This window comes from Rhodococcus sp. H29-C3 (genome assembly GCF_030063405.1).
GTDB lineage: Bacteria > Actinomycetota > Actinomycetes > Mycobacteriales > Mycobacteriaceae > Rhodococcoides.
In genome coordinates this window covers 150,275-175,276 of the sequence record NZ_JASITC010000003.1, presented here as the reverse complement: position 1 = coordinate 175,276, position 25,002 = coordinate 150,275, and the positions used below count along the sequence as shown (strand labels likewise).

Genomic DNA, 25,002 nt, shown 5'->3' with positions numbered 1-25,002 from the left:
GGTATCAGACCCTGGCCGACTCCTTCTCGAGTCCGACGCGCTCGACCTGCTCGAGCTGCTTGTCGTCCTCCGGAAGGTAATCGTCAACCATGGTGGTCTCGTCGAACGGCAGGTTGCCGTCGAGAACTGTTTTGACGCGGGATGCGTCGATCGTCTTGGTCCAGGTGCCGACCAGCAGGGTGGCGACGGCGTTGCCGGAGAAGTTGGTCACTGCACGAGCTTCGGACATGAAGCGGTCGATTCCGACGATGAGGCCGATGCCGTCGAGCAACTCGGGGCGATGACTCTGCAGGCCGCCGGCAAGCGTGGCGAGACCGGCACCGGAGACACCTGCGGCACCCTTGCTGGCGATGATCATGAAGAGCAGCAACGAGAACTGCTCCGGGATCGACAGCGGCAGGTTCATGGCGTCGGCGATGAAGATCGACGCCATCGTCAGGTAGATGGCGGTTCCGTCCAGGTTGAACGAGTATCCGGTCGGAACAACGATTCCGACGGTGGTGCGCTCGACACCGACATGCTCCATCTTGGCGATCAGCCGCGGCAGCGCCGACTCGGAGGAGCTGGTGGCGACGATGAGCAAGTATTCACGGGCCAGGTATTTGACCAGCTTGAAGATCGAGAAGCCTGCCACGAAGCGAAGAATCAGGCCGAGGAAGACGAAGACGAAGATGGCGCAGGTGATGTAGAACGCCAACATCAGGGTGCCGAGCTGGATGACGGCGTCGAATCCGGTCGCGCCGACGACGCCTGCGATGGCACCGAAGGCGCCGATCGGGGCGAGCCAGAGGATCATCGTCAAAATACGGAAGACGAGTTTCTGCACTGCGCCGATGCCCTTGAGGATGCCTTCGCCCTGCTTGCCCATCGCTTGGAGGGCGAAGCCGACGAGGATTGCTACGAACAGGGTCTGCAGCACCGAGCCTTCGGTCAGCGAGGACAGGAGCGTCTCCGGAATGATGCCGGCGATGAAGTCCATCGTGCCGCCCGCGCCCTCCGCGGTGGCCGCGTACTTGTCACCTGCGCCACTGGCCGGGATGTTGAGCCCGCTGCCTGGCTGGATGAGGTTGCCGACGACCATGCCGATCCCGAGGGCGATGGTCGACATAGTGAGGAAGTAGGCGAGAGCCAGTCCGCCGACCTTGCCGACACTGGCTGCGGCTCGCACCGATCCGATGCCGAGGACGATGGTGCAGAAGATGACCGGGCTGATCATCATCTTGATCAAACTGACGAACAATGTGCCGAGCACCGCCAGGTCGACGCCGACTTCCTTCCACAGCAGACCGACGATGACGCCGGCGACCACCGCGATGATCACGGCGATGTACAGCCAATGCGTTTTGTCCCGCTTCGTCTTGGGCTTGGGTGGCGGGGTCTGGCTTGTGTCAGCGTCGATGCTGGTAGTCATTGATACATCCTCTGTGACAGATGAAGTGAGTTGAATCACGCCGTGCTAGGGATCGATGCTGGTGTAGATCCAGGCCACAGTCACGAATACGTTCATTCTGTTCACGGTTCTACTATTCATTCGAGGTGACCTGACATGACCAAGCGTTCGACGAGCGTCGCAGCGCAGGTGTTGCTCTTGCAGCTGGCGGTCATTGCGGTCGTCGTTTTCGCCGGCGGCGTACTCACCGTTCTGAACGAACGCTCCAACAGTGACGAGGCGACTTCCCGAGAAGTCGTCGCGGTGGCCGTCAGCATTGCCAACGAACCGTCGACGCCGATGGCAATCGCATCGGATGACCCGACGGCAATTTTGCAGCCCGAGACGGAACGTATCCGGAAGATCACCGGAGTCGACTTCATCGTCGTCATGGCACCGGACCGCACCAGATTCACGCACACGACCGTCGACCTGATCGGTAAACCGTTCAGCGGCAACATCGATGACGCGCTGCGCGGTGAGACCATCACCGAGACGTACGTCGGGTCGCTCGGTCCGTCGATCCGTTCGGTCACCCCGGTCACCGATACCTCGGGAAATATCGTCGGCCTCGTCTCGGCGGGCGTCACCCGCGCGAAGATCAGCGAACAGTTCGTTCGCGGTCTACCCATGATTTTCGCCGTCGTACTTTCGGGATTCGCTGTCGCAGCAGTTGGATCGATACTCCTGAGTCGCCGTCTGCGGCGTCAGACTCTGGGGATGGCGCCTGCGGAGTTGCGCACCATGTACGGCCATCACGACGCCGTTCTCCATTCGATCGGCGAAGGTCTCGTCGTCTTCGGCGACGGTGAGAGCGCCGAACTCGTCAACGACGAAGCGCGTCGACTTCTCGACCTCGAGGACGGGCCGGTGACGCGGGCCTCGCTGCCGGAGTCGATGCAGTCGATGGACACCGGAATCGTCCGCGGCGAACTTCATCTCACCGATTCCAGGGTCCTGTTCGTCAACCAGGATCCGGTGATGTGGGAGGGCACTCGGCTGGGCCAGGTACTCAGCATCCGTGACCGCACCGAACTGCAGAACATCATGGGCGAACTCGACTCGGTCCGCAGCTTCGCCGAATCGCTCCGCTCACAGGCCCATGAATCGGCGAACCGTCTGCACACGGTCATCACCATGGTCGAGCTCGGCCGCTCCGAAGAAGCCGTCGAGTTCGCAACCGCCGACCTGGAGTTGTCTCAGCATCTGATCGACCGATTGATGGCATCCGTGCAGGAACCTGCGCTGGCAGCACTGTTGCTCGGCAAGATGAGTCAGGCCGCCGAACAGGGCGTGGAGCTGACCGTCACCGAGGACACTGCGCTCGGACCCGTGGGCGTGCTGACGCCGCGTGAATTGGTGACCGTGGTGGGAAATCTGATAGACAATGCGATCGATGCCTCGAAAGAATCCGAACAACCGTGGGTCGAAGTGACGGTCCGTGACTCCGATGAAGTCCTCATCGTTCGTGTGGCCGACAGCGGCCCCGGAATGTCACCGGAAACATTGCGTGCCGCAATGACCCGCGGCTATTCGACGAAGGCCGATTCCCGTGGACTCGGACTCGCGTTGGTCACCCAGATCGTCAATCGCCACCGCGGAGAGATGACGTCCGAGGTCACCTACGGTTCGGTGCTTCTCGCCCGCATCCCGGCCGGGGACCGCTCGTGATCAGGGTATTGATAGTCGACGACGAACCACTGATCGCCGAAGCCCATCGAAGCTACGTCGACCGGGTACCCGGCTTCACTGTCGCCGCCGTCGCACACAGTGGACACGGGGCGATGCGCGCCGCCAGCGACACCGAGGAACCTATCGACCTCGTTCTTCTCGACATCGGCCTACCCGACGCCAACGGAATCGACGTCGCAGCTGCCCTGGGTGGTCTTCGCCCCAGCCCGGACGTCATCGCCATCACGTCCGAACGTGATCTCTCGGTCGTGCGGTCCGCGGTCGCCCACGGTGTGGTGCTGTACTTGTTGAAACCGTTCACCTTCGCGGCTTTCAGAGACAAGCTCGAGCGCTACCGCGAGTTCCACGACGCGTTGGCTGCCGGCGAGAATGCAGCCAGCCAACGCGACATCGACCGTGCAATGTCACATCTGCGGATCGCCGACGATCGCGCCTCCACACCCAAAGGCATTGCGCCGCAGACGATGGACGGCATCACCGCTATCGTCCGTCAGTCGTCTGCCGGTCTCAACGCCTCCGAGGTCGCCAAGGCGGTCGGGGTGTCGCGAGTGACGGCCTGGCGGTACCTCGAACGCCTCGCCGACGACGGCCTGGTCACCCGCATCACCGAATACGGCAAGGCGGGGCGACCGCAGGTCCGTTACCTCTGGCGGTAGTCGAGTGAACCGCCCGTCTTGTCCACGATCCAGGCGTACTCGAAAGCCGCTTCCTTCCACTTCTCGTATCGCCCGCTGACGCCACCGTGACCCGCACTCATCTCCGTCTTGAGCAGCAGGTCGGAGTCACCGGTCTTCGTAGCGCGCAGCGCAGCAACCCATTTCGCCGGCTCGACGTACAACACGCGGGTGTCGTTGATCGAGGTGATCGCCAGGATGCTCGGGTAGTCCTTTGCCTCGACGTTCTCGTAGGGACTGTACGACTTCATGTACTCGTACACCTCCATGTCTGCCAACGGATTACCCCATTCGTCCCATTCGATGACGGTCAGCGGCAGCGATGGGTCGAGGATCGAGGTCAAGGGATCGACGAACGGCACATTGGCAAGAATCCCGTTGAACAGTTCGGGTGCGAGGTTCGCGACCGCGCCCATCAGCAGCCCACCGGCACTTCCGCCGTCGGCGACGAGATGCTGCGGCGAGGTGCGGCCACTGTCGATCAGATACTGTGCGGCAGCGACGAAGTCGGTGAACGTGTTCTTCTTGGTCAGGGTCTTGCCGTTGTCGTACCACGATCTGCCCATTTCGCCGCCGCCGCGAACGTGCGCGACGACGAACACGATGCCCCGATCCAGCAGCGACAGCCGTGCGACCGAGAAGGACGGGTCCATGCTCGCCTCGTACGAACCGTAGCCGTACAGCAGTGTCGGAGCCGGCCCATCCGGCACGTCCTTGCGCAGGACGACCGACAACGGAATTCGAGTACCGTCCGCGGCGGTGGCCCACTCACGATGCTGGACATAGTCGTTCGCGTCGAAGTCGCCCAATACCGGTTGCGACCTACGCAGCATCATCTCACCCGTTGCGAGGTCGTAGTCGTAGACCTTGGCGGGGGTGATGAACGAGGTGTACACCAGACGCAGCAGAGGCTGACTCCACTCCGGGTTGGAACCCGCTCCGACGGAGTAGAGCTCCTCGTCGAACGTCATCTCCGCGTACTCGCCGTAACCGTTCTCGTCGAGTGGCCAGATCGCCAGCCGCGTCAGAGCCTCGCGTCGATAGTTCAGTACGAGGTGGTCGGCAAACGCATCGACGTCCTCGAGTCGAACGTCGGTGCGGTGTGGAACGAGGATCCGCTGGTCCTCGGGGTTGTCGACGGGGGCCTCGGCGAGCAGGAAGTTCTCGGCCTTCTCCCCTTCGGTGCCCCAGCCGTTCACCGATCCGTTGTGCTGGATTAGGAACCGATCCTCGCCCTTCACGACAGCGTGTTCGACGCTGTATTCCACACCGTCGACGCGCGGGAGAACGACGCGGAATTCGCCTTCCGGATCGGCGGATTCGAGGACGAGGCATTCGGTGGTGATCTTCGACCCCACCCAGATCATCAGGTATTTTTCGCTGCGAGTGGATCCGAAGCCGACCCAGTAGCTTTCGTCGGGCTCGTGGAAGACCTTCTGGTCCTGCTCGGTAGGGGTGCCGAGGGTGTGACGCCACACGGTGTCCGGCCGCCAGGATTCATCGACGGTCTGATAGAAGACGTGGCGGTGATCGATAGCCCACGTTGCACCCGTGGAGACGTTCTCGATCGTGTCGGCGAGCAGTTCACCGGTCGAGAGGTCCTTGAAGCGCAGCGTGTATCGCTCGTCGCCCTCGGTGTCGGTCGAGTAGGCCAGGAGGTTCCCGTCCTGGCTGATCGAGAAGGCGCCGAGCGAGAAGAAGTCGTGTCCTTCTGCTTCGAGATTGGAGTCGAGGAGTATCTGCTCGCCGGCGATCTCGGTATCCGCCGATAGTGTCGGCGGAGTCCAATTATCGAGTGAGTCTACCGGGCAACGGCATTGGAGCCCGTACGACTTCCCTTCGAGGGTGCGCGAGTAGTACCACCAGTTGCCCATCCGCGTCGGGACGGACAGATCGGTTTCCTGGGTCCGCGATTTGATCTCGTCGAATATCTTCCCCCGCAGTTCGGCCAGCCCGGCGGTCTCCTGCTCGGTGTACGCGTTCTCGGCTTCGAGGTAGGCGATGACCTCGGCGTCGTCCTTCTCGCGCAACCACTCGTAATTGTCGACGAAGGTATCGCCATGATGGGTTCGCTTCAGCGGAACCTTTTTGGCGATCGGTGGTGTGAGTGTCATGGCTTGACCCAATCTTCGAAGTTCAGACCCGAAATACGTTCGTAGGCCTCGATGTAACGTGCGCGTGTCGCTGCGACGACTTCCTCGGGAAGCGGTGGCGGCGCGCTCTGCCCATGGCGGTCCCAGCCGGATTCACCGGTGAGCCAGTCGCGGACGTACTGCTTGTCGAAACTCGGCTGCACCCGGCCTTCGACGTATCCGTCGGCGGGCCAGTAGCGCGAGGAGTCGGGGGTGAGAACCTCGTCTGCGAGAACGAGATTGTTATCACGGTCGAGACCGAACTCGAACTTGGTGTCGGCCAATATGATTCCACGATCGAGCGCGAAATTAGCGGCACTGATGTAGATCTCGAGGGTTTCCGAGCGAAGCTTGAAGGCAAGCGCCTCACCGACCTGATCGACGACGGTCTGGAAGTCCACGTTCTCGTCGTGCTCCCCCATCGCTGCCTTGGCGGCCGGAGTGAAAATGGGCTCGTCCAGCTTGGAGGATTCGACGAGGCCCTGTGGCAGTTCGACTCCGCATACCGCACCGGTGCTGCGGTAGTCCGACAATCCGGAACCCGTCAGATAGCCACGGACGACGCACTCGATCGGGACCATCTGCAGCTTCTTCACCACCAAAGCCCGTCCGAGGAGTTCCTGCGGAATCCTCTCGTCGAGCGGGTCGCCGGCGAGGTGATTCACTCCACCGAGCTGGTCGAAGAAGAACACGCTCATCGCCGTCAGGACCCTGCCCTTGTCGGGGATCGGGGTATCGAGGACGTGGTCGTAGGCGGAGATGCGGTCGCTCGCGACAAGAAGCAGGTGATCTTCGTCGACGATATAGAGATCGCGAACCTTGCCGCCGGCCAGATGCTGATAGCTATGAAGAGTTGGGCGCACGTAATCACCCTATCTGGGCCTGATGGCGCGCTCTCCCGGCGACGGGAGAACAATGAACCGCAATGGCAACGAACAACGAAGTCGCCGACGTCGGCTTCCGGTCCGAACGCGGGCCCGTACTCATCGCGTTGATGCTCAGCACCTCGCTGGTTGCGTTGGACTCAACGATCATCGCCACCGCAGTCCTGACCATCGTCGGCGACCTCGGCGGCTTCGGTCAGTTCCCATGGTTGTTCTCGATCTACCTGCTCGCCCAAGCCGTGTCGGTGCCGCTGTACGGCAAGTTGTCCGACCTTTTCGGACGCAAGAAGATCATGCTGTTCGGAATCGGTGTCTTCCTGCTCGGTTCGATTCTGTGCGGACTGGCGTGGAGCATGCCGGCACTGATCGCTTTCCGAGCGGTCCAAGGTCTCGGCGCGGGGGCCGTGCAACCGATGTCGATCACCATCGCCGGTGACATCTACACGTTGGCCGAACGCGCGAAAGCACAGGGATATCTCGCGAGCGTGTGGGCCATGTCGGCGGTGCTGGGTCCGGCGCTCGGCGGAATCTTTTCCGAATACCTGTCGTGGCGCTGGATCTTCTTCGTCAACATCCCGTTGTGTCTGCTCGCGGCGTGGATGCTGATCACCAAGTTCCACGAGGGTGCCGTGGAACGGAAGAGGCCGAAGATCGACTACCTCGGAGCAGGCTTGCTCACCACGGGCGCAGCACTGATGCTGTTGGGTCTGCTCGAAGGCGGGCAGTCGTGGTCATGGGCGTCGCCGATCAGTATCTCGATCTTTTCCGCAGGTGTCCTCTCACTCACGCTGTTCGCGTGGGTGCAGACGCGAGTGCCCGAGCCGATCCTGCCGCTATGGGTCTTCACCCGGCGAGTCCTCGTCGTCAGTAGCGTCATCTCGTTGCTCGTCGGAGCGCTGGTTCTGGGCCTGACATCGTATGTTCCGACCTTCGTTCAAGGGGTACTCGGAACCGGCGCGATCGTGGCGGGCTTCGCGCTCGCAACTCTCACCCTCGGATGGCCGATCGCGGCCTCGCAATCGGGCAGGCTCTATCTTCGGTTCGGTTTCCGCACGACCGCGTTGACCGGCGCGTCCATCGCTCTTGTCGGTGCTGCTGCATCGACGTTCATCGGTTCCGGTAGCGCCATCTGGCAGATCGCCGTCGTATGTTTCGTCATCGGTCTCGGCATGGGGCTGATCGCCAGTCCCACCCTCATCGCCGCGCAATCGAGCGTCGAGTGGTCCGAACGTGGCGTCGTCACCTCCACCAACATGTTTGCTCGATCGATCGGAAGTGCCGTCGGCGTTGCCATCTTCGGAGCCATCGTCAACTCCCGGATCTCCGGCCCGGGCGAACCCGATCCGCAACAGCTGTCCGACGCCATCCACGTGGTCTTTCTCGGGGTGGCGGTGGCGGCGATGCTGATGGCTGTTGCTGCGCTGTTCATGCCGAGGAACTCGGCGCGATGACGCCCCCCTACAGCCCCACGCGCTCGAGCATGGCGTCGAATTCCTCGCTCGCCTCTTGTTCGGTGCGCCCGGCCTCGATGACGCTGTTATAGAGCGCCAGTGCCTCGCCCTGGTATTTCTTGTATTTCTCGAGCCACTGTTCGGACCGCGCGCGCCAGTATCCGATGATGTGGAAATGTGCGATGTCGTAACCTCGCTCCTTGCGGAAGTACTTGCGTACCACGCGCGAAGATGCGGCCTCACCGGCGAACCACACGTATCCGACGCCTTCGGGTAATTCGTAGCTGCGTACAGCGTCGTCGAGAACGCTTGCGCAGTCACCGTTTCCGGAACCGATGCGCCAGTCGTAGGTGACGGATGCTGCCGTGTCGAAACTTTGGATGTCGCCCCGCTCGAGCACCTCCACGACGGCATGAGCTCTCATGCCGGCCGGTAGTTCCTCGATGATGCGTCCGAGCGCTGGGAGTCCGGTCATGTCGGCAACGAGGAGTTGCCACTGAACGTCGGCCGGGACGCGGTACCAGGACCGCGGCCGCGCCAGCAGCACCCGTTGGCCGACGGTTGCCTGCCGCGCCCAGGTGGCCGCGACTCCCCCGTCGTGTGCGACGAAGTCGATGACCAGCTCGCCTTCGGTGCTGTTCAACCGCCGGACCGTGTAGTTACGACCTTCGGGGACGTCTTCGATTCCGTGATACCACCAGACGCCGTCGACCTCGGTCATCGGCGGTGGGGAAGTTTCACCGTTGCGCGGGAAGTAGACGGCGACGCATTCGTCCGGTACACCGATGCCCTCGTACCGGGCCAGGTGTTCTCCGCCGAACGTCACCCGCACCATGTGCGTGGTGAGTTGTTCCACGCCCACTACGTCGGCGTAGTAGAAGCCGAGCTCGCCTTCGCTCATTTCTTCGCCCTCGCTACGATGACCATTTCCGTAGGCTAGCCTACCCTGTGGCTTTCGTACAAGGGTGCCGCGAACTCCAACACCGTCGACCCCCACCCCAGTGACCCCACCCGAGCGGCTCCACCTCCGGATTCGGCTACCAACGCACACACCTCCGCTTCGGTACGACGCCCGGCACCGTAGAGACACAGTCGCAGCAGATCCTCTTCGGTGTCGTGATCGTCGGTCGTCGACGGGTCGAGTAGGTCGGTGATCAGCACGACTCGCGTGGCGGATGCCCCTAGGGTGCGCAACAGCAGCAGAGCGTCGGAGTCCGGATGCGTGTCGAGCACGTCGACAGCGATTGCCAAGTCGACCGGCGCTGCCAAAGCTGTGAATTCGCTGGCGTCGATGCGGGTGATCCCGTCCCGACGCGTCTCCGCGACGTCGCCGAGGTTCCTGGCGTTCGAGGCCGGAAGCCCGACGAGAGAAATCGACAGTTCCGGATGCACGCGAGCCAACGTATCGGCGTACACCCCGGCGCCTTCTCCGTAGATCGCGACCGACGTCACGTCCTCGAGGTCCACCGCCTCCGGCAAGGCCGGGGCGCGGTACACCGCTCCGAACGCGGACTCCTCGTGGAAGTCTTCGATGAAGCTCGGATCGGCCTTCTTGTCGAGGAAACTGTGCGCGGCGGCGGGCAACCCCGTCCGAATCGATTCGAGCAATCCGAGGAACGCCAGATCCAGACGAGTGTGGATCTTGTCGAAGTGCAATGCCTGGCTGGCGAATGTGTCCTGATCGGCGAGAATCGATCCCATCTCGGTCAAGGTGAAGCGGCCGTCGTCGTGGCTGAGGAGATCCATCAGCACGAGGTGTCGCAGCAGCTTCGCCGTCGCACCCGGATGCGTCGCGCATTCCGCTGCAATGGCATCCGCGGTATCCACACCGCCGTCGACGGCGGCAAAGATACCCACAGTCACCGCGGTACGAATAGCGAAAGGTGGCAGTAGTTCCGACATTTCGTGGAGCTGTTCGTCGGGGCTCGGCTCACCTGCGGGATCGAGAACCGGCTGGCCCGCAGCCACCGCGGACGTCTCACGAAAACGCCAGTATCCGGCGATCTCGACGAACTGCTTCGGGATTAGCTTGTCCTGCTTGGCCCATCGGCGCAACGGTTTGATGGTCGACGCCTCACCGGCGACCCAGAGATACGGCTGGCCCGGACGCCACTGCGCGGCCTGCACAGTGTCGACCATCCGCGACTGGCCGTCGTTCTCCGAGCGGTACAGCCAGGTGATGTCCACCGAAGCCGCGGAGAAGAGTTCCTGGCGGTGCGAAGGCTCGGCCACCTCGATCACCACCGTGGCCGGCAGATCTGCCGGCAGCTTCTCCAGGCAATGCGCGATGGCGGGCAGCGCGGTCTCGTCTCCGGCGATCAGCATCCAATCCACGTCACGCGGCAGCGAAGAAGAGTGTTTGGGCCCGGCGATGAGGATCTTCTCCCCCGCCTGCACTCCGAATGCCCAGTCTGCCGCCAGCCCACCATCGTGCATCGCGAAGTCCAGTGCCATCTCGCGGGTGTCCTCGTCGAAGCGGCGCACGGTGTACGTCCGGCTGTACTGGAACGAGCCTGTCGGCCAGTCGACCGTGCCGTTGTCTGAGTTGACCGGAACCGTGAACGGCAGGGTGCCGGTCGCTGGGTCGACGGGCAGAATCTTGACGTCGTCGTCGAAACCTCGGGTACGTACCGGAGGAAGCTCGACGCCGTCGCGAACGTGGCGATCCATCGAGGGACCCCCGACGATCACTCGACGCATTCCCGGGGTGATGTCCTCTACCCGTAGAACGTCCAGTTCTCGTATGCAAATCGGAAAAACCTCGACCTCGCGGACAGTCGCCACCATCGAAAATCCCTCTCTCTCAATTATTTTCAGTACTCGCCGAGTGCGACGGCGATCCAATGCGCGACGGTCGGGTCGGCGGCAAGCGTCGGAAAGTCGATATCGGGCGCACCCGCGGACCGCCATCGTTCCACAAGCCCCATGATGCGAATCGAGTCCAATCCTTCGTCGAGCAGGTTGGTGTCCTCGCTGATCGAGCCGAGCGGCCGATCCAGGGCGGTGGCGATATCACCGATGACGGTCTCGCGGGTGAGCACAGTGTTTTTCCTTCGTTGTTCGGTGAACAGGTTTCGGGCCGAATCGTCCTAAGCGGCGAACATCTCCTGGACCTGGTCCAGAGTTGCCATCACGCCGTCGTAGTCCGGACGGTAGCTGGTAGCAGGCAATTCGTAGACCTTGTTGCCGGCGAATGCAGGCAGGCCAACGTACAGCGGATCCTGTTGGAGCTCTGCAAGAGTGCGTCCGGCGACCGGAACGACGAACATGGCCGGGGCACTGCCTACCGGCGCCAACAGCTCGTTGCTGATGATGAACGAGTCACCCGAGCCGTACAGTTCGGGGTTGTTCGCCTTGGTGATCACATCGTCCGGCTCGAAACCGACGGCCGAAAGCAGAGTGGGCAAGGTGGCGCTCTGTGGGATGAACGCAGGTTCGTTGGTGCTCAGCGACAGGAAGTACGACACGGGCGTCGCTGGAATGGTGATCGAGTCCTTCACCTCGGCGACCTTGTCTTCGTACGCCTGCAGCAAACCGTCGACCTTCTCGCTCTCACCCGCTGCCTCGGCGACCGCGGTCAGCTGCTCCTGCCACGTTGCCAGCGAAGACGAAATCAATACCGTCGGTGCGATATTGCTGAGCTGATCGTAGGATTCGTTCGCCTGGACGGCGGAGATTCCCTGGCCGCCACCGATGATGAGGTCGGGTTCGGCCGCCGCGAGCGCCTCGATGTTCAACGTTTCACCCGCAGGCAGTTCTTGCGTGCCCTGCTTGTCTGCCTTCTCCGCCCACTGCGGTGGGAAGCCGCCGTCGAGATTCGTCACCCCGAGCAGCCTGGTGTCGGTGATCGCGATAGGGGCATCGAGGGTGAACAGGTAGCCGGCGAGGCCTGCCGACAGCACGGCGATCTTCTGCGGCTCGGCGGGCACCGTGATATCGCCCTTGTCGGTGGAGACCATCCGCGTCTCGGTACCCGAGGTGTCCTCGCTCGAACTGTCGGAGCTACATGCAGCCAACCCAAGCGCAACGAAAGCCACCGATGCGGTCGCAACTATGCGAAGACCACGTCGTCGAAACTGTGAATCTGACACTGAGATAGATCCTTTCGAGATCATCGATCGTAACCGGCACGCGGTGTTCGCGGCCGGGCCGGACTTCTTCATTCGCCTCGCCCTATGTCGACGAGTTGCGCTAGCGCCGCAACCGATTGACGGGTGAGAAGTTCGTTGACATCCACCGCGATGCCGGTTTTTCGGGTGAGCATCGACACCAGAGCCATGGCGGCCAAGGAGTCGCCGCCGCTGTCGGCGAAGCCGTCGTCTGCACCGATCTCGTCCAGTCCGAGCACCGCGCAGAACACCTCGGCCACCGTTCGTTGGCTGTCGGTATGCAAGCTCTCGCCGGCTTGTCGAACTGGAGGAGCCGGGAGCGCACCGCGATCGAGCTTTCCGTTGACGGTCAGCGGTATCGACTCGATGTCCACGATCTGCGCGGGCACCAGATGTGCAGGAACCCGGTCCCGGAGCATCTCACGCAGATCCCGCTCCGACGGCGCACCGTCGGTGACCACGTATCCGATCAACCGGGCGCTCGAACCGTGCTGCCGCACGCTCGCAGCGGCTCTCGCCACGCCGGGTAGCGCTTCGAGTGCAGACTCGACCTCTCCCAGTTCGATTCGAATTCCGCGAATCTTGACCTGCCGGTCGGCGCGTCCGAGATACTCCAGCCTGCCGCCTTCGCGATAGCGGACCAGATCTCCGGTGCGGTACATCCGCTCACCCGACCCGACCGGGTCGGCCACGAACACCGCACTGCTCTGCCCGGCCCGACCCCGGTATCCGCGCGCGATACCGTCTCCCGACATGTAGAGCTCACCGGCGGCACCCGGCGCGACTGGACGAAGTCCCGAATCCAACACCCATGCAACAGCATTGCGCACCGGGGTTCCGAGGCACGGAGTCTCGCTGTCGGCGACCGCCGAGCCCATGGCATTGATCGTGAACTCCGTCGGCCCGTACAGGTCGTAACCGTCAACCTCACGCTGATCGCGCAAGCGAGTCCACAATTCCTGCGGGACTGCTTCACCGCCGAGCATGACCAGTGTCGGCGCTCGCTCACCATCGAGCAAACCCGCTGAGATCAATTCCCTTGCATAGGAGGGCGTCACGTTCACCACGTCGATTCCCACGCTGCGATAGTGCTCGACCAACGTGACGGGGTTGGCTCGCGCATCCTCGTCGATGACGTGGACATGGTGGCCGGCGAGCATCCAGAACAGTTCTTCCCACGACATGTCGAAGGAAAACGACACCGTGTGTGCAATGCGTAGCTGCCTGCCCCCCACGATGTGTTCGGTGCGCGCGAAGATCTCGTCGCGATGATTGTGATACATCGAGGTCAGTCCGCGATGACCGATCTCGACGCCCTTGGGTTTACCCGTCGAACCCGAGGTGTAGATGATGTAGGCGGACTGATCTCGATGACGTGGTCCACCGACCTGATCCGGTGACACCGGTTGCGCCGGAATATGTCCGGACAGGATGTCGCTCACTGCCGGATCGGCCAGATCCACGACCGCGATGTCCAGCCCCGCTACGACGGCGGCGGCCGCAGTTGCGGACGAGGTGACGATGGTCGTAGCCCCGCTGTCGGAGAGGATCTCCCGCAACCGAGAAGCCGGGCTCTGTCGATCGAGCGGGAGATACGCTGCACCTGCACGCATCACGGCGAAGATTGCCACCACATGTTCGGTGGTACGTGGCAGCAACAAGGCGACCACGTCACCGACGCCGACACCCGTCGCTGCGAGATATCGCGCCATCGCGGTGACAGCGTCGTCGAACTCGCGGGCGCTCAGTGTCACGTTTCCGCACGTCAATGCGGGTGCATCGGGTGCCGCCGCAGCCCGCTCGGACAGCAACGCATCGATGCTGCCCTCGCGCTCCCCCGGACCTGGAACGGCGACGCGAGCGGCGATCAACGGCGTCCGCTCCAGTTCATCGAACCGGCGGCCGGTGTCGGCGACGGTCCGCGAATCGATCAGCGCACCCAGCATCTCGGTCATGGTTTCCAGCAACGATTCGGCAGTGCGATCGTCGATGAGATCCGGACGGCTTTCCATCGTCACTTCCATCGCGCCACTGCGACTTCGCGGATCGACGTCGACGGTCATGGCGTAGTGCGTGGCATCGTCGGCCTCGGCAGCAGTGATACCCGCACGTTCGAACACCTCGACGCGGGCAGCGTCGCCGCCGATGTTGCGAAACACGAGCAGCGTGTCGAATAAGGTGGCGAACCCTGCCGCACGGCTGATCTCGCCCAACCCGAGATGCTGATGTTCGATCAGCCCGCCCTGCTCTGCGAGCATCTCCTTCAACAGTTCCGGCAGCAGTACCGCAGGTCTCATACGCACCCGGACGGGGACGGTGTTGAGCGTCGGACCCACCATGCGATCGATCGACGGCACTACCGGGTCGCGCCCGGATACGGTGGAACCGAAGACCACGTCGTCGCGTCCAGTGAAGCGTCGCAACGTGAGAGCCCACGCCAATGTCACCATGGTCGAGACGGTGACTCCATGTGTTGCGGCAGCGGACACGATTCCTGCACTCACGTCGGCATCGATGGCACGGGTGCGCCGATGCGGAAGTGCCATGCTCGCGCGGTCGGGCGCAGGTGCCACCGACGTCGGCTCGGCGAGGTCGCCCAGGTATCGAGCCCACGCGTCGGTAGCACCGACGACGTCCCGCTCAGCCAGTCGGCGCAGGTGATCGGTGAAGTCCGCCGGCGGATCGAGCACCCGCGCCAACGCCGACGCCATGTCCGACTCCTCCGGGTACAGGCCGGCCGTCATGCGCGCCACCCCGTACAGCACGAACAGCTCGGTGAACATCACGCCCTGCGACCACGCATCGGTCAACAGATGGTGCTGGGTGACGATGAGTTCCTCGGAACCGCTCGGCGTCACGGCAATCAGCATCCGCATCAACGGCGTGCGATCGAGGTCGAAGGCTCGCCCGAATTCGGCCGCGGCGATAGTGCCGAGTGTGGTGTTGCCGCAATGTATGTCCGTGATGGATATCGTGCTGGGCCCGACGATCGCAACGGGCTCGGCAAAAGCGGTGTGGGTGAACGCGCCGCCCAGGTTCGGATACCGGCGTAGCACTGCATTCGCTGCTGCACCGAGCGCACGTCGATCGATCGACGCAGCGAAGGTGAACCGGTGCTGCACATGATAATTGTCGGTCGAGGTTTTGCCGCCGGTCACCGACTGGAAGTACATGCCTCGCTGCAGCGGCGTCAGCGGGAGAACCTGCTGCCACCCGGGATACGCCGCATCCAGCATTTCCCTGGCCTGCTCGTCCACCTCGACGAGCTCACCCGAGAACCCTTCTGCCTCGGGGACTGCCCCTGATTCCGTGCGGGACGCCCCGGCCGCAAGTTCGGTGAGACTGCTCGCGTCGAAGACGTCGGCGACGGCGATGTCGACCCCTCGCTTGCCAGCGGCGGCAACGAACCGCACGGCGGCGATGCTGTCGCCGCCGAGTTCGAAGAAGCTCGATGCCGGATCGACCTCGATACCCAGAATCTCCCCGGCCGTCGCGAGCAGGTCGGCCGATACGGTGTTCTCCGACACTGCCTTTCCGGACACTGTCTTTCCCGATACTGACGGAGGAGCTGCGATCTCGGGTTCGGGAAGCGCGGATCGGTCGAGCTTTCCGTTCAACGTTCGGGGAAGGCGGTCGATCACCGTGATCGTCTGCGGCACGAACTGATCGGGCAGCATGTCCGCGAGTTCCCCGCGCATCCGAGAGATGTCGGCCACAGCGCCTTCTGGTGTAGTCGCCAATACGACGTAACCGAACAGGCGGGCAGTGCCGTCGGCGATCTCGACGACTTTGGCTGCCGCGTCACGAACACCGGGCAGTGTCCGCAGCGCCGTCTCGACCTCACCGAGCTCGACTCGGAATCCGCGTACCTTGACCTGGTCATCGGTTCGCCGCAGGTATTCGGTGCGTCCTCCTCTGCGACGCACGAGATCGCCTGTCCGGTAGAGACGTTCGGTGGCTCGCTCCGGATCGGCGACGAATCGAGTTGCCGTGTGCCCGGGCCGTCCGAGATATCCCCTGGCCACCTGGGCACCACCCAGATACAACTCGCCGCTCGCGCCCTCGGGAACCGGCCGCAACATGTCGTCGAGAATGCGCGCTCGCACCCCGTCCCACGGGGATCCGATGCTGACGGGATTGCCATGTGTCATCTTGTCCGCAGTGGCCCATACCGTGACCTCGGTGGGCCCGTACACGTTCCACACCTCGGCGCAGGCGCCCGTCAGAGTGTCGGCCAGGGCAGCCGGCACGGCTTCCCCACCGATGAGTGCGCGCATTCGCGCAAGACGTGCACGGTCACCGGAATCGAGCAGCAACCGCCACAGGGACGGTGTTGCCTGCACCACGCTCACGCCGTAGTCCTCGATGATCGTCTCGAGCTTCGCCGGATCCACCACCGATGCCCGTGGCACGAGAACCACGGCCGCACCGACCGTCAACGGACACAGCAATTCCAGCACTGCGATATCGAACGACACGGTGGTCACCGCCGCGAGCCGGTCGGTAGGACGTACCCATCCCATGTCGGTCACCGCATCGGCGAACACCGCCATGTTGGCGGTGGTGACCATGACGCCCTTGGGCTTTCCCGTCGTGCCCGAGGTGTGGATGATGTAGGCCAGCTGGTTACTCGGCCCCGGGGGTGGCGGCAGTACAACATGCTCGGACGGGCGAGCTGCACTCGCGTCGACCTGCGGTAGCTGCATCCACCGGATCGAGTCGGCGACGGCGGCGGTGGTGACAACACAGACCGGATCTGCATCATCGATCATGTACTGCAACCGCTCCCGCGGATAGTCGATGTCCAGCGGGAGGTACGCCGCACCGCATCGCAGCACTGCGAGCAGTGCGATGGGCAGATTCCAGTCTCGTTCGACGGCGATACCGACGACGCAACCAGGGCCCACCCCAGTCGCGATCAATTCTCGCGCAAGCGAATCGACTTGCGCACCCACGTGGCGGTAGTCGAAGACACGCCCGCCTGCCATGATCGCCACGTCTTCGGGTCTCGTGTGAACCTGCTCCACGAACCGCTGAATGACCGAACGGGGAGCAGCACTCCGGCTCGGCTCGTCCGCGGGTGGAAGGTCTGTACCGATCTGGATGATCGACGTATCCGGGCGATGCACCACGACGTCGAGTACAGCGAAAATCTCGTCGAGTAGATACGCCGCAGTGGCCGCGTCGAACAGATCGGCGTCGGCACCGAGTCGGATGTCGGTGTACGGTCCGCGTTCGCGCAACCACACCACGACGTCCATCCGGGCGGGTGGATCGATCGGGTCGACCGGTCTCGCTTCGACCTCGCCCAACCGAACCGGTTCGCCGCCGATCTCGTGTCCGACGAAGGTCTGGAACAGCGGATGACGTCCGTTCGCTCGTGCGGGCGCTACCGCATCGACTACGCGATCGAACGGAACCTGCTGGTAGGAAAGCGCATTCACCCCTACCGTGCGCACTCGGTCGAGGACCTGCGCGAGCGTGGGGTTGCCCGCCAGATCGATCCGATGAACGACGGTGTTGACCAGGTACCCGACCGTGTCCCGATACCTGCCGTCGTCGAACAGTTCTCGCTCCGACACCGTCGTGCCGAGCGCGATGTCCTCTCCTGCGCCGAACCGCTGCCACACCAACGCCACTGCAGTTTCCATCAGCATCAGTGGACTGGCTCCGTAGCGGACGGCGGCAGCGCGGACGGCGGTAGCCATGGCGTCGGTCAGTTCTCGTGTCGAAAACACCGAGGTGTGTGTGGGATGTCGTGGGCGAGGCCGGTCCATCGGCAGTTCCAACTCGACCGGCAGCGAGGCGAGGTGCGATCTCCAGTACTGCAACGCCTCCTGCGCTTCGCTCGAATTGATCCGGGCGCGATCGGCTGTTGCGAACTCCGCAAACTCAGGAGCCTGCCCGGTCGGCGGCACAGCCGTGCCGTCCAGGTGACCGCGATAGGCCGTGGCCAGGGCGCCCAGTATCAGCGACACCGACGCGCCGTCGACGGCGATGTGGTGAATCACGATCACCAGTGCTGCCCAGTCCGGCCCGGTGAGATGAACCGCTCGTACCGGTGCGGCGTTCTCGATATCGAATGCTGCTGTGGTGCTCGATAGTTCACCTCGGACGGCGTCAGTGAGCGAGAGCGCACTCTCACGAGTCAGCACTGCGGGTATCGCGTCCTCGGCAAGGACCACTACCGAGGGCTCGCCGTTCTCGGCAGTTGGATAGCAGGTCCGCAGTATCGGGTAACGGATGATCACATCGCGCCACGCGGCACCGAGGGCGTCGAGATCCACCGGACCCGACAGTTCCAGCACCACCGGCACATCGTGCGTGTGGGAGGAGGGCTCGAGATGCTGCAGAATCCACAGTCGCTCCTGAGCGGACGAGAGCACCGGCACGCTGCTCGCTATCTCGTCGTTGCGTTGCCCAGCAGTCGGAACGAGGTCGACGGAGACCGTGCGCGAGAGCGACGCCAGCGCGCGTGGAGTGCGCGCACCGAAGATGTCGGCGACGGTCACCACGATTCCGCGCTTGCGCAGGCCACTGACTGCACGCATCGCTGCCAGCGAATGGCCGCCGTGCTCGAAGAAGTCGTCCTCGGGCTGCAACGGGGCATCGAGTACCTCGGCCAACACCTCGGTGACGGTCTCCACCGCTGGCACGCTGAAGGCTGGAACACCGATAGCCGGAACACGGACGGCTGCAGGGATATCCGCATGCAAGGAGGTCAGCCTGTTCACGGACGACGGCACGAGATCGGCGGCGGGAGAATCGAGACCGACCAGCATGGCCTCGATGACGTTCGGTAGCGCCGCTGCGACGGCGGAAGCGGTAGCCGAGTCGACGGCGGTCGGATCGTGATCGACCACGAGCCGGAAGCTCTCGCCCGGAGGTGCAAGCAGCGACAACGGGAATTGGGTCAGACTCAGATTGCCCACTGCGGTGATCCGCGTGGCGTCGGGATCGGTGTCGACCGCCTCGCCCCCGAAGAGCGCAGGGTAGTTCTCGAACACTACGAGTGTGTCGAAAAGAGCAGTGCCACTGGGGACGTCACTGCAGGCGGCGATGTCCGGCGATGGCAGGTGCTCGGCATCACCGAGGTCGTATTGCTCGCTCTGACTTTCCCGGAGCACCTGCGCAAGCGGGCGATCGTCCAGACACATACGGACCGGAACCGTCGTACTGAACAGTCCGACCATCTCTTCCACCCGCGCCAGGTCGGCGGGTCGTCCGGACACCGTGGTGCCGAAAACGACGTCCGCGCGGCCGACGAGCGAACACAGCACTGCACTCCATGCACCTTGAACGAACGTGTTGACCGTCAACCCGTTCTCGCGGGCCGCGACTGCAATTCGGTTGCCCAGCGATCGAGACAGTGTCACCTCGGTGGCTACGGCGTGTTCGCCGGTGCTCTCTCCTCGCGCCACCAACGTCGGCTCCGACAACCCGGACAACCGGCTCTCCCACGCTGCACGCATCGCACTGCGATCGCGCCGAGAGAGCCACCTGATGAACTCGGCGTAGTCCGCGGCCGGAGCAAGCGACCGACTTCCATGGTTGTAGTGATGAACCAACTCGCGCAGGACGATCGGAGTGGACCACCCATCGGTGACCAGGTGGTGTGCGTTGAGGATCAGCTGGGTCCGCTCCCCCGGCAACGCCAGCACGTGCGCAGCCAGTAGCGGTCCGGTGCGCACATCGAAGACGCGACCGGCAGCCTGTTGCTGTGCCAGCGATGCGGCTGCCGCCGCGGTCTCCGATGGCAGCAGACGCAGATCGGTACTTCGCCAGGCGATGTCGATCGTGCGAGGCACGGCCTGCACCGGAGTGTCCAGGGTGTCGAAATGGAAGCCCGCTGCAAGATTCGAGTGCCGGGCCACGACGCTCGCGAACGCACACCGTAGCCTCTCGGCGTCGAGGTCGCCTGCGAGGTCGACCACCGCAGTGAGTGTGTAGACGTCGTGATCGGCATAGCGTGCGGAATGAGCGAGCAACCCCTCTTGCAACGGGGAGAGCGCCATCACCCGCTCCAGCGGACCGGTCAGCAGTTCGAGTTCTCGAATCTGTCCCTGGGTGATCGCGACGGCGGGGCAGTCGACTGCGCTGAGTCCGCCCGGCGACAATGCTGCATGCGCGGCAAGAGCGGCGAGTGCACCGTCGAAGCATTCTTGGAGCGAGGTCACACTTGCAGCGTCGAGCACTTCGCTCGCAGCGGTCCACTCGAACTCGAGAAACATCCCCGCAGGACCTTCGCGAAGGAAAGCGTTGAGCGCCAACGCCTCCGAGAGCATACGCAGCGGTGGTTCGACGACCCCGAATGCATCCGAGGACACGCTCCGCCATCCCTGGCCCGCCATCGACGTCGATTTACCGAGGTAGTTCAGCACGATCTGCGGCGACGGTAGGGCCGAGAGCGCCTGACCCGCGTCGTCGAGGAATCGTAGGACCCCGTAGCCGAGGCCGTTGTCCCGGCCGAGCTGTCGTCGCGCTTTGATCTCGTGAAGGAGATCGGCCACGACGCCGCTTCCTGCCAGCGCCTCGCGCAGCACCTTCTCGTCCTCGAGGAGCGATACCGGCACCGAGACCGGATATTCGGTGGTGAACCATCCCACGGTCGAACCCGGGCCGGCCGAGGTGCGTTCGTCCGCATCGCGGCCGTGGCCCTCCATCATGACGGGGAAGTCCGCCAGTGCGCGGCCGCAGTGGGCCCGAACTGCGATCGTCAAGGCGACGAGCAGCATCTCGTCGGGGCGCATCCGGTATTTGCTGCACAGGTCGTCGAGGACGGCGCCGGTGATGGCAGGCGATGCCGAGGTCCGCGTGATCGACGCACTCGCGTGAGTGTCGATGCCGCCGCGAAGCGCCCCACCGGCAAACGGCTCGTTGCCGCTACCCAGCACGGTGTGCCAATGATCGACCTCGTCGAGGTACCGGTGCACGGTGCCGCGAGCGGCCAGATCCAGTGCGCGGTGCCGCCACGAAGTGCCAGTGCGGGGAGCCAGGCCATGTCCGCGGCACGCCGAGACGAAGTCGGTCAGTAGGACAGGCCACGACACCGCGTCCACGGCGAAGTGGTGCACGACGGTCAGTACCACATCCGGTCCATCGGAGACCCGAATCACGTCCGACTGCATCAGGTTTCCACTCTCGAGCGATAGCGAATCCGCCGCGATACGGGCGTAGTTCGCGAGTGCGCCCTCGACCTCGCGAACAGTGAGGGGACCGTACTCGGCCACCTCGACCTCTGCGCCCGATACGGTCTCGATAATTTCCACGCCCGCGGGATCCCGAACGATCATTCGCAGGGCAGGATGGTGATCGAGCACAGCCAGCACTGCCTCGCGCAGGGTAGCGAGATCGAGAGCGTCGTCCACCTCGACGGCGGTCCATTGGGCGTACGCCGCAACTGTTTCGATCGGGTTGTGGTCGAGAACGTTGCGCATGATCGGCGACGTCGGGGCCGGTCCGAACTCGATGTCGTCGACCGAGGCTTCGATATCGGTGGCCAAGGTCCTGCTCGTCTCGGCGAGAGTCACCAGATCACGACCGGACAGCATCTCCTTGGGGGTGAGCAGCACTCCGTGACTACGCAGGCGAGAGCTGATGCTGATCGCAGCGATGCTGTCGCCCCCGAGTGTGAACAGGTCGGCATCGAGAGCGACCTCGTCCAGATCGAGGACCTCGGCGATCACCGAGCACAACGCATACTCGGCGGCGGTGCTCGGAGTTCGCGAGGTCGGTGTACCGATCCGCTGTGGATCGGGAAGCTTCGCCCGATCGACCTTGCCGTTGACCGTCACCGGCAGTCGGTCGAGGACTGTCACCACCGACGGCACCATGTGTTCCGGAATTCGGGTGAGTAGATCGCGTCGAACCTGGTCGCCGACCAGATCGGCGACGTCGCTGTCGGCAACGACGTAGCCGAGCAATTTTGCCGCCGAACCGATTCCGGTGACGACGGCGACCGCGGAGGCGACGCCCACGGTGTGCGTCAATGCCGCTTCGACCTCACCGAGTTCGACGCGATGTCCACGAATCTTGACCTGGTCGTCTGCTCTGCCGAGGTATTCGTAGCCGCTCTCGGCGTCCCATCGAGCGAGGTCGCCGGTGCGGTACATGCGTTCCCCGGTGATACCGAACGGGTTTGCCACGAAACGGTCCGCGGTCGCGTCGGGTTGATCGAGATACCCGCGCGCGAGTTGCGGGCCTGCGAGGTAGAGCTCACCCGTCTCGCCTTCCAGAACGGGCCGTAGCGCGGTGTCCAGCAGGTACGCCGCAGTCCCTTCCAGTGGCCGACCGATACGCACTGTCGGCCCGTCGACCTGGGCACCGATCGCATCGACGGTGGCTTCTGTTGGTCCGTACATGTTGTAGACCTGCGCCGCGCTCGCGACGAGCCGCGCGGCAAGACTCGACGGCAGGGCCTCACCGCCGACAACTATCGTGCCGAGGGGTGCGAGTCCTGCATCGACGAGGAACGCTGCCATCGACGGCGTCGTGTCGATCACATCGATACCGTCCGCCGCGAACCGCTCGACCTGTTGCTCCGCATCGCGCTGCACTTCACTGTCGTACAGGTGGATTCGGTGTCCGTCCAGAATCCACAGCAGCGGATCCAAGGAAGCATCGAAGGCGAACGAGGTGGTGTGCGCAACGCGAAGGCGTCGACCTCCGGCCCGGAGAGTCGCATCGGCGTACAGCGTGTGACGGTGGCGCTGGACCAGATTCCTCAGCCCGCCCGTGCGGACCATGACGCCCTTCGGCGTTCCGGTCGAACCCGAGGTGAATAACACGTAGGCCACGTCTTCGGGGTGTCGTGCAGTCGCGAGCTCATGCGAGCCCAGACGATCACCGCGCAGAGACTCCAGCTCACGCACTGTCCGATCGAGACCCAGTTGCACAACCTCGCACTCGATCTCGGTCACCGACGCGTCTCGTTCGCAGATCAACAGGGACGGCTTCGAGCGCGCGGCCAGATCGTTCAACCGCTCGGTGGGATATGCGGGGTCGAGAACGACGTATCCCGCGCCCGCCTCCCAGACTGCGAACATCGCTGCCACCAGATCCGAGGATCGAGCAAGCGCCAGCGCGACAACGTCGCCGGCGCCTACGCCGCGGTCCCGGATCAGACGCGCGATCCGGTAGACGCGATCCGCCAGTTCGGCTGCGGTGGTGACTGAGTCGGATTCGGCCAGCACCACGGTGTCCGGCCGCGCGGCAACCATTGCCGCGAACATATCGGGTATGAACCCCTGATCGGACTGTGTGGATACTGCGACTGGGGCCCATGCCGGATCGATTCCCCCGCAGCGTAAGTCCACCTGGCCGAGCTGGGGGCTCGCGGGCAAGCACAGCGCCGACAGCAGGGCGGACAACCCGTCGACTCGAGCTCGCACGCGAGCCTCGGGCACCTCACCGGCGTCCACTTCGAATCCCAGCAACATCCGGCCACCCTCGATCGGGGTAGCGGTGAGACCGAACTCCTCGGGCGGCCCGCCCGCGACATTGCGCAGCGTCCCGACCGCACCGGCGAAGTTCAGCTCGAAGTCGAACGCTTTGAGATTGATTCCGACGCCGTGCAAAATCGCGCCTGCGTCGGGAGCGGCGAGGTCTCGAACGAGATCCTCTCCGCGGTATCGCTGGTGCTCGCGAAGTTCCCGTAGTGCGGTCGCCACCGACGTCGCCAATGCGGAGATGTCGCTGACGAGGTCGACCGAAACCCGCAGTGGCAGAACGTTGACGGCCATCGAGGGGGTGGTCAGCGAGGCCCGAGTGGTACGCACCATCATCGGAAATGCGACCACGACATCCGACGTGCCGAGCAGACGGGTCACGAAACCGGTGTAGGCACCGATCAGCACGTCCGCCCACGTGCAGCCACAGTCGTCGGCGATCGCCTTGATTCGGTCCATAGCGTCGCTGCCGACGATGGTCGTGGCCGAATGGGTTCGCCCGCTCGGGCCGTCATCGGAGCCTGCTCGTCGAAGATCTTCCGGAAGTGGTTCGAGTCTGTGTGACCAGTAGAGACGATCGGTCTCGAAATCCGAGGATCGACGATAGCGCGCGTCCTCGTCCACCACTTCACCGAACGATCCGAAAGCATTGGGGCGCAATGCCGTACCCGCAACCGCAGCGGTGTACCGTGCAGCCAGCCGACGCGAGATCATTGCCGCCGAGTAGCCGTCGACGATCAGGTGGTGGTAGAGCTGAACGCACCACACTTCGGTAGGCGACAAGCGCAGCAGAGTGTAGGCGAAGAGTCGACGATCGACCATGCTGCGGCACTCCGCCGCCGCTTGTGCCCTGCATTGCAGGACGCGGTCTGCGGCACTCGCCCGCGGGTTCTCTTCCTCGGTCAGGTCGATGATCGGTACCGACACCGCATCTGCATCGGCTATCCATTGCCGGGGCCCGTCCTCGGTCTCGACGAAACGCAGTCGCATCGTTTCCGCTTCGTGGACGGTCGCGTCGATGGCCTCGACGAGTGCGACCGAATCGATCGGAACCTCGTTCGCTGTTCCGTCGATCTCGAGCACTTCGCCGACGAGGTAGTACGGCGACTCCGGTTCGAGGCGTTGGGCATTCCAGATTCCCACTTGAGCGCCGGTCAACGGTAGCAACGTAGCTTCGTTCATCT

At 63.7% G+C, this 25,002-nt stretch carries 11 protein-coding genes; 3 read left to right on the top strand and 8 right to left on the bottom strand.

Translation table 11 applies throughout. The features are described 5' to 3' along the window. Positions 1-4 precede the first annotated feature (4 nt). Complete coding sequence (locus tag QMK32_RS08035) at positions 5-1,411, bottom strand: cation:dicarboxylate symporter family transporter (protein ID WP_283474206.1); 1,407 nt, start codon at positions 1,409-1,411, stop codon at positions 5-7. A 135-nt stretch (positions 1,412-1,546) separates the two neighbouring features. On the opposite strand from QMK32_RS08035, the gene QMK32_RS08030 reads away from it, so the two are divergent. After that, positions 1,547-3,100, top strand: a complete 1,554-nt coding sequence (locus QMK32_RS08030) for a sensor histidine kinase (protein ID WP_283474205.1) — start codon at positions 1,547-1,549, stop codon at positions 3,098-3,100. Beyond that, on the top strand, positions 3,097-3,777 hold the full coding sequence (locus QMK32_RS08025; RefSeq protein ID WP_283474204.1) for a response regulator: 681 nt from the start codon (positions 3,097-3,099) through the stop codon (positions 3,775-3,777). Before QMK32_RS08030 ends, QMK32_RS08025 begins: the two co-directional genes overlap by 4 nt. Here the strand turns inward: QMK32_RS08025 and QMK32_RS08020 are convergent. After that, positions 3,762-5,909: a S9 family peptidase gene (locus QMK32_RS08020; RefSeq protein WP_283474203.1), complete on the bottom strand. Its 2,148-nt coding sequence runs from the start codon at positions 5,907-5,909 to the stop codon at positions 3,762-3,764. The genes QMK32_RS08025 and QMK32_RS08020 overlap by 16 nt on opposite strands. Then, positions 5,906-6,790, bottom strand: a complete 885-nt coding sequence (locus QMK32_RS08015) for a phosphoribosylaminoimidazolesuccinocarboxamide synthase (RefSeq protein WP_283474202.1) — start codon at positions 6,788-6,790, stop codon at positions 5,906-5,908. The genes QMK32_RS08020 and QMK32_RS08015 overlap by 4 nt, the downstream gene beginning before the upstream one ends. A gap of 62 nt (positions 6,791-6,852) precedes the next feature. On the opposite strand from QMK32_RS08015, the gene QMK32_RS08010 reads away from it, so the two are divergent. Beyond that, on the top strand, positions 6,853-8,262 hold the full coding sequence (locus QMK32_RS08010) for an MDR family MFS transporter (protein ID WP_283474201.1): 1,410 nt from the start codon (positions 6,853-6,855) through the stop codon (positions 8,260-8,262). Positions 8,263-8,269: 7 nt separating this feature from the next. On the opposite strand, the gene QMK32_RS08005 is transcribed toward QMK32_RS08010, so the two are convergent. The 5 genes from QMK32_RS08005 to QMK32_RS07985 form a co-directional block, all read right to left on the bottom strand. Then, on the bottom strand, positions 8,270-9,163 hold the full coding sequence (locus QMK32_RS08005; RefSeq protein WP_283474199.1) for a siderophore-interacting protein: 894 nt from the start codon (positions 9,161-9,163) through the stop codon (positions 8,270-8,272). 35 nt (positions 9,164-9,198) lie between these two features. Beyond that, positions 9,199-11,049 carry an SIP domain-containing protein gene (locus QMK32_RS08000; RefSeq protein ID WP_283474198.1) on the bottom strand — a complete coding sequence of 617 codons (1,851 nt, stop codon included), beginning with the start codon at positions 11,047-11,049 and terminating at the stop codon, positions 9,199-9,201. Positions 11,050-11,075: 26 nt separating this feature from the next. Then, the gene (locus QMK32_RS07995; protein WP_256895633.1) at positions 11,076-11,303 is read right to left on the bottom strand and encodes a phosphopantetheine-binding protein; all 228 of its coding nucleotides are present in this window, start codon (positions 11,301-11,303) and stop codon (positions 11,076-11,078) included. A gap of 48 nt (positions 11,304-11,351) precedes the next feature. Further along, entirely contained in the window at positions 11,352-12,353 is a 1,002-nt protein-coding gene (locus QMK32_RS07990) for an ABC transporter substrate-binding protein (protein WP_283474197.1), read from the bottom strand. Between the two features lie 68 nt (positions 12,354-12,421). After that, positions 12,422-25,000, bottom strand: a complete 12,579-nt coding sequence (locus QMK32_RS07985) for a non-ribosomal peptide synthetase (RefSeq protein WP_283474196.1) — start codon at positions 24,998-25,000, stop codon at positions 12,422-12,424. Positions 25,001-25,002 lie beyond the last annotated feature (2 nt).

Excerpts from the sequence above, each read along its gene's own strand:
- QMK32_RS08035 (WP_283474206.1), bottom strand. The coding sequence starts at position 1,411 with ATGACTACCAGCATCGACGCTGACACAAGCCAGACCCCGCCACCCAAG.
- QMK32_RS08030 (WP_283474205.1), top strand. The coding sequence starts at position 1,547 with ATGACCAAGCGTTCGACGAGCGTCGCAGCGCAGGTGTTGCTCTTGCAG.
- QMK32_RS08020 (WP_283474203.1), bottom strand. The coding sequence starts at position 5,909 with ATGACACTCACACCACCGATCGCCAAAAAGGTTCCGCTGAAGCGAACC.
- QMK32_RS08010 (WP_283474201.1), top strand. The coding sequence starts at position 6,853 with ATGGCAACGAACAACGAAGTCGCCGACGTCGGCTTCCGGTCCGAACGC.
- QMK32_RS08005 (WP_283474199.1), bottom strand. The coding sequence starts at position 9,163 with ATGAGCGAAGGCGAGCTCGGCTTCTACTACGCCGACGTAGTGGGCGTG.
- QMK32_RS08000 (WP_283474198.1), bottom strand. The coding sequence starts at position 11,049 with ATGGTGGCGACTGTCCGCGAGGTCGAGGTTTTTCCGATTTGCATACGA.
- QMK32_RS07985 (WP_283474196.1), bottom strand. The coding sequence starts at position 25,000 with ATGAACGAAGCTACGTTGCTACCGTTGACCGGCGCTCAAGTGGGAATC.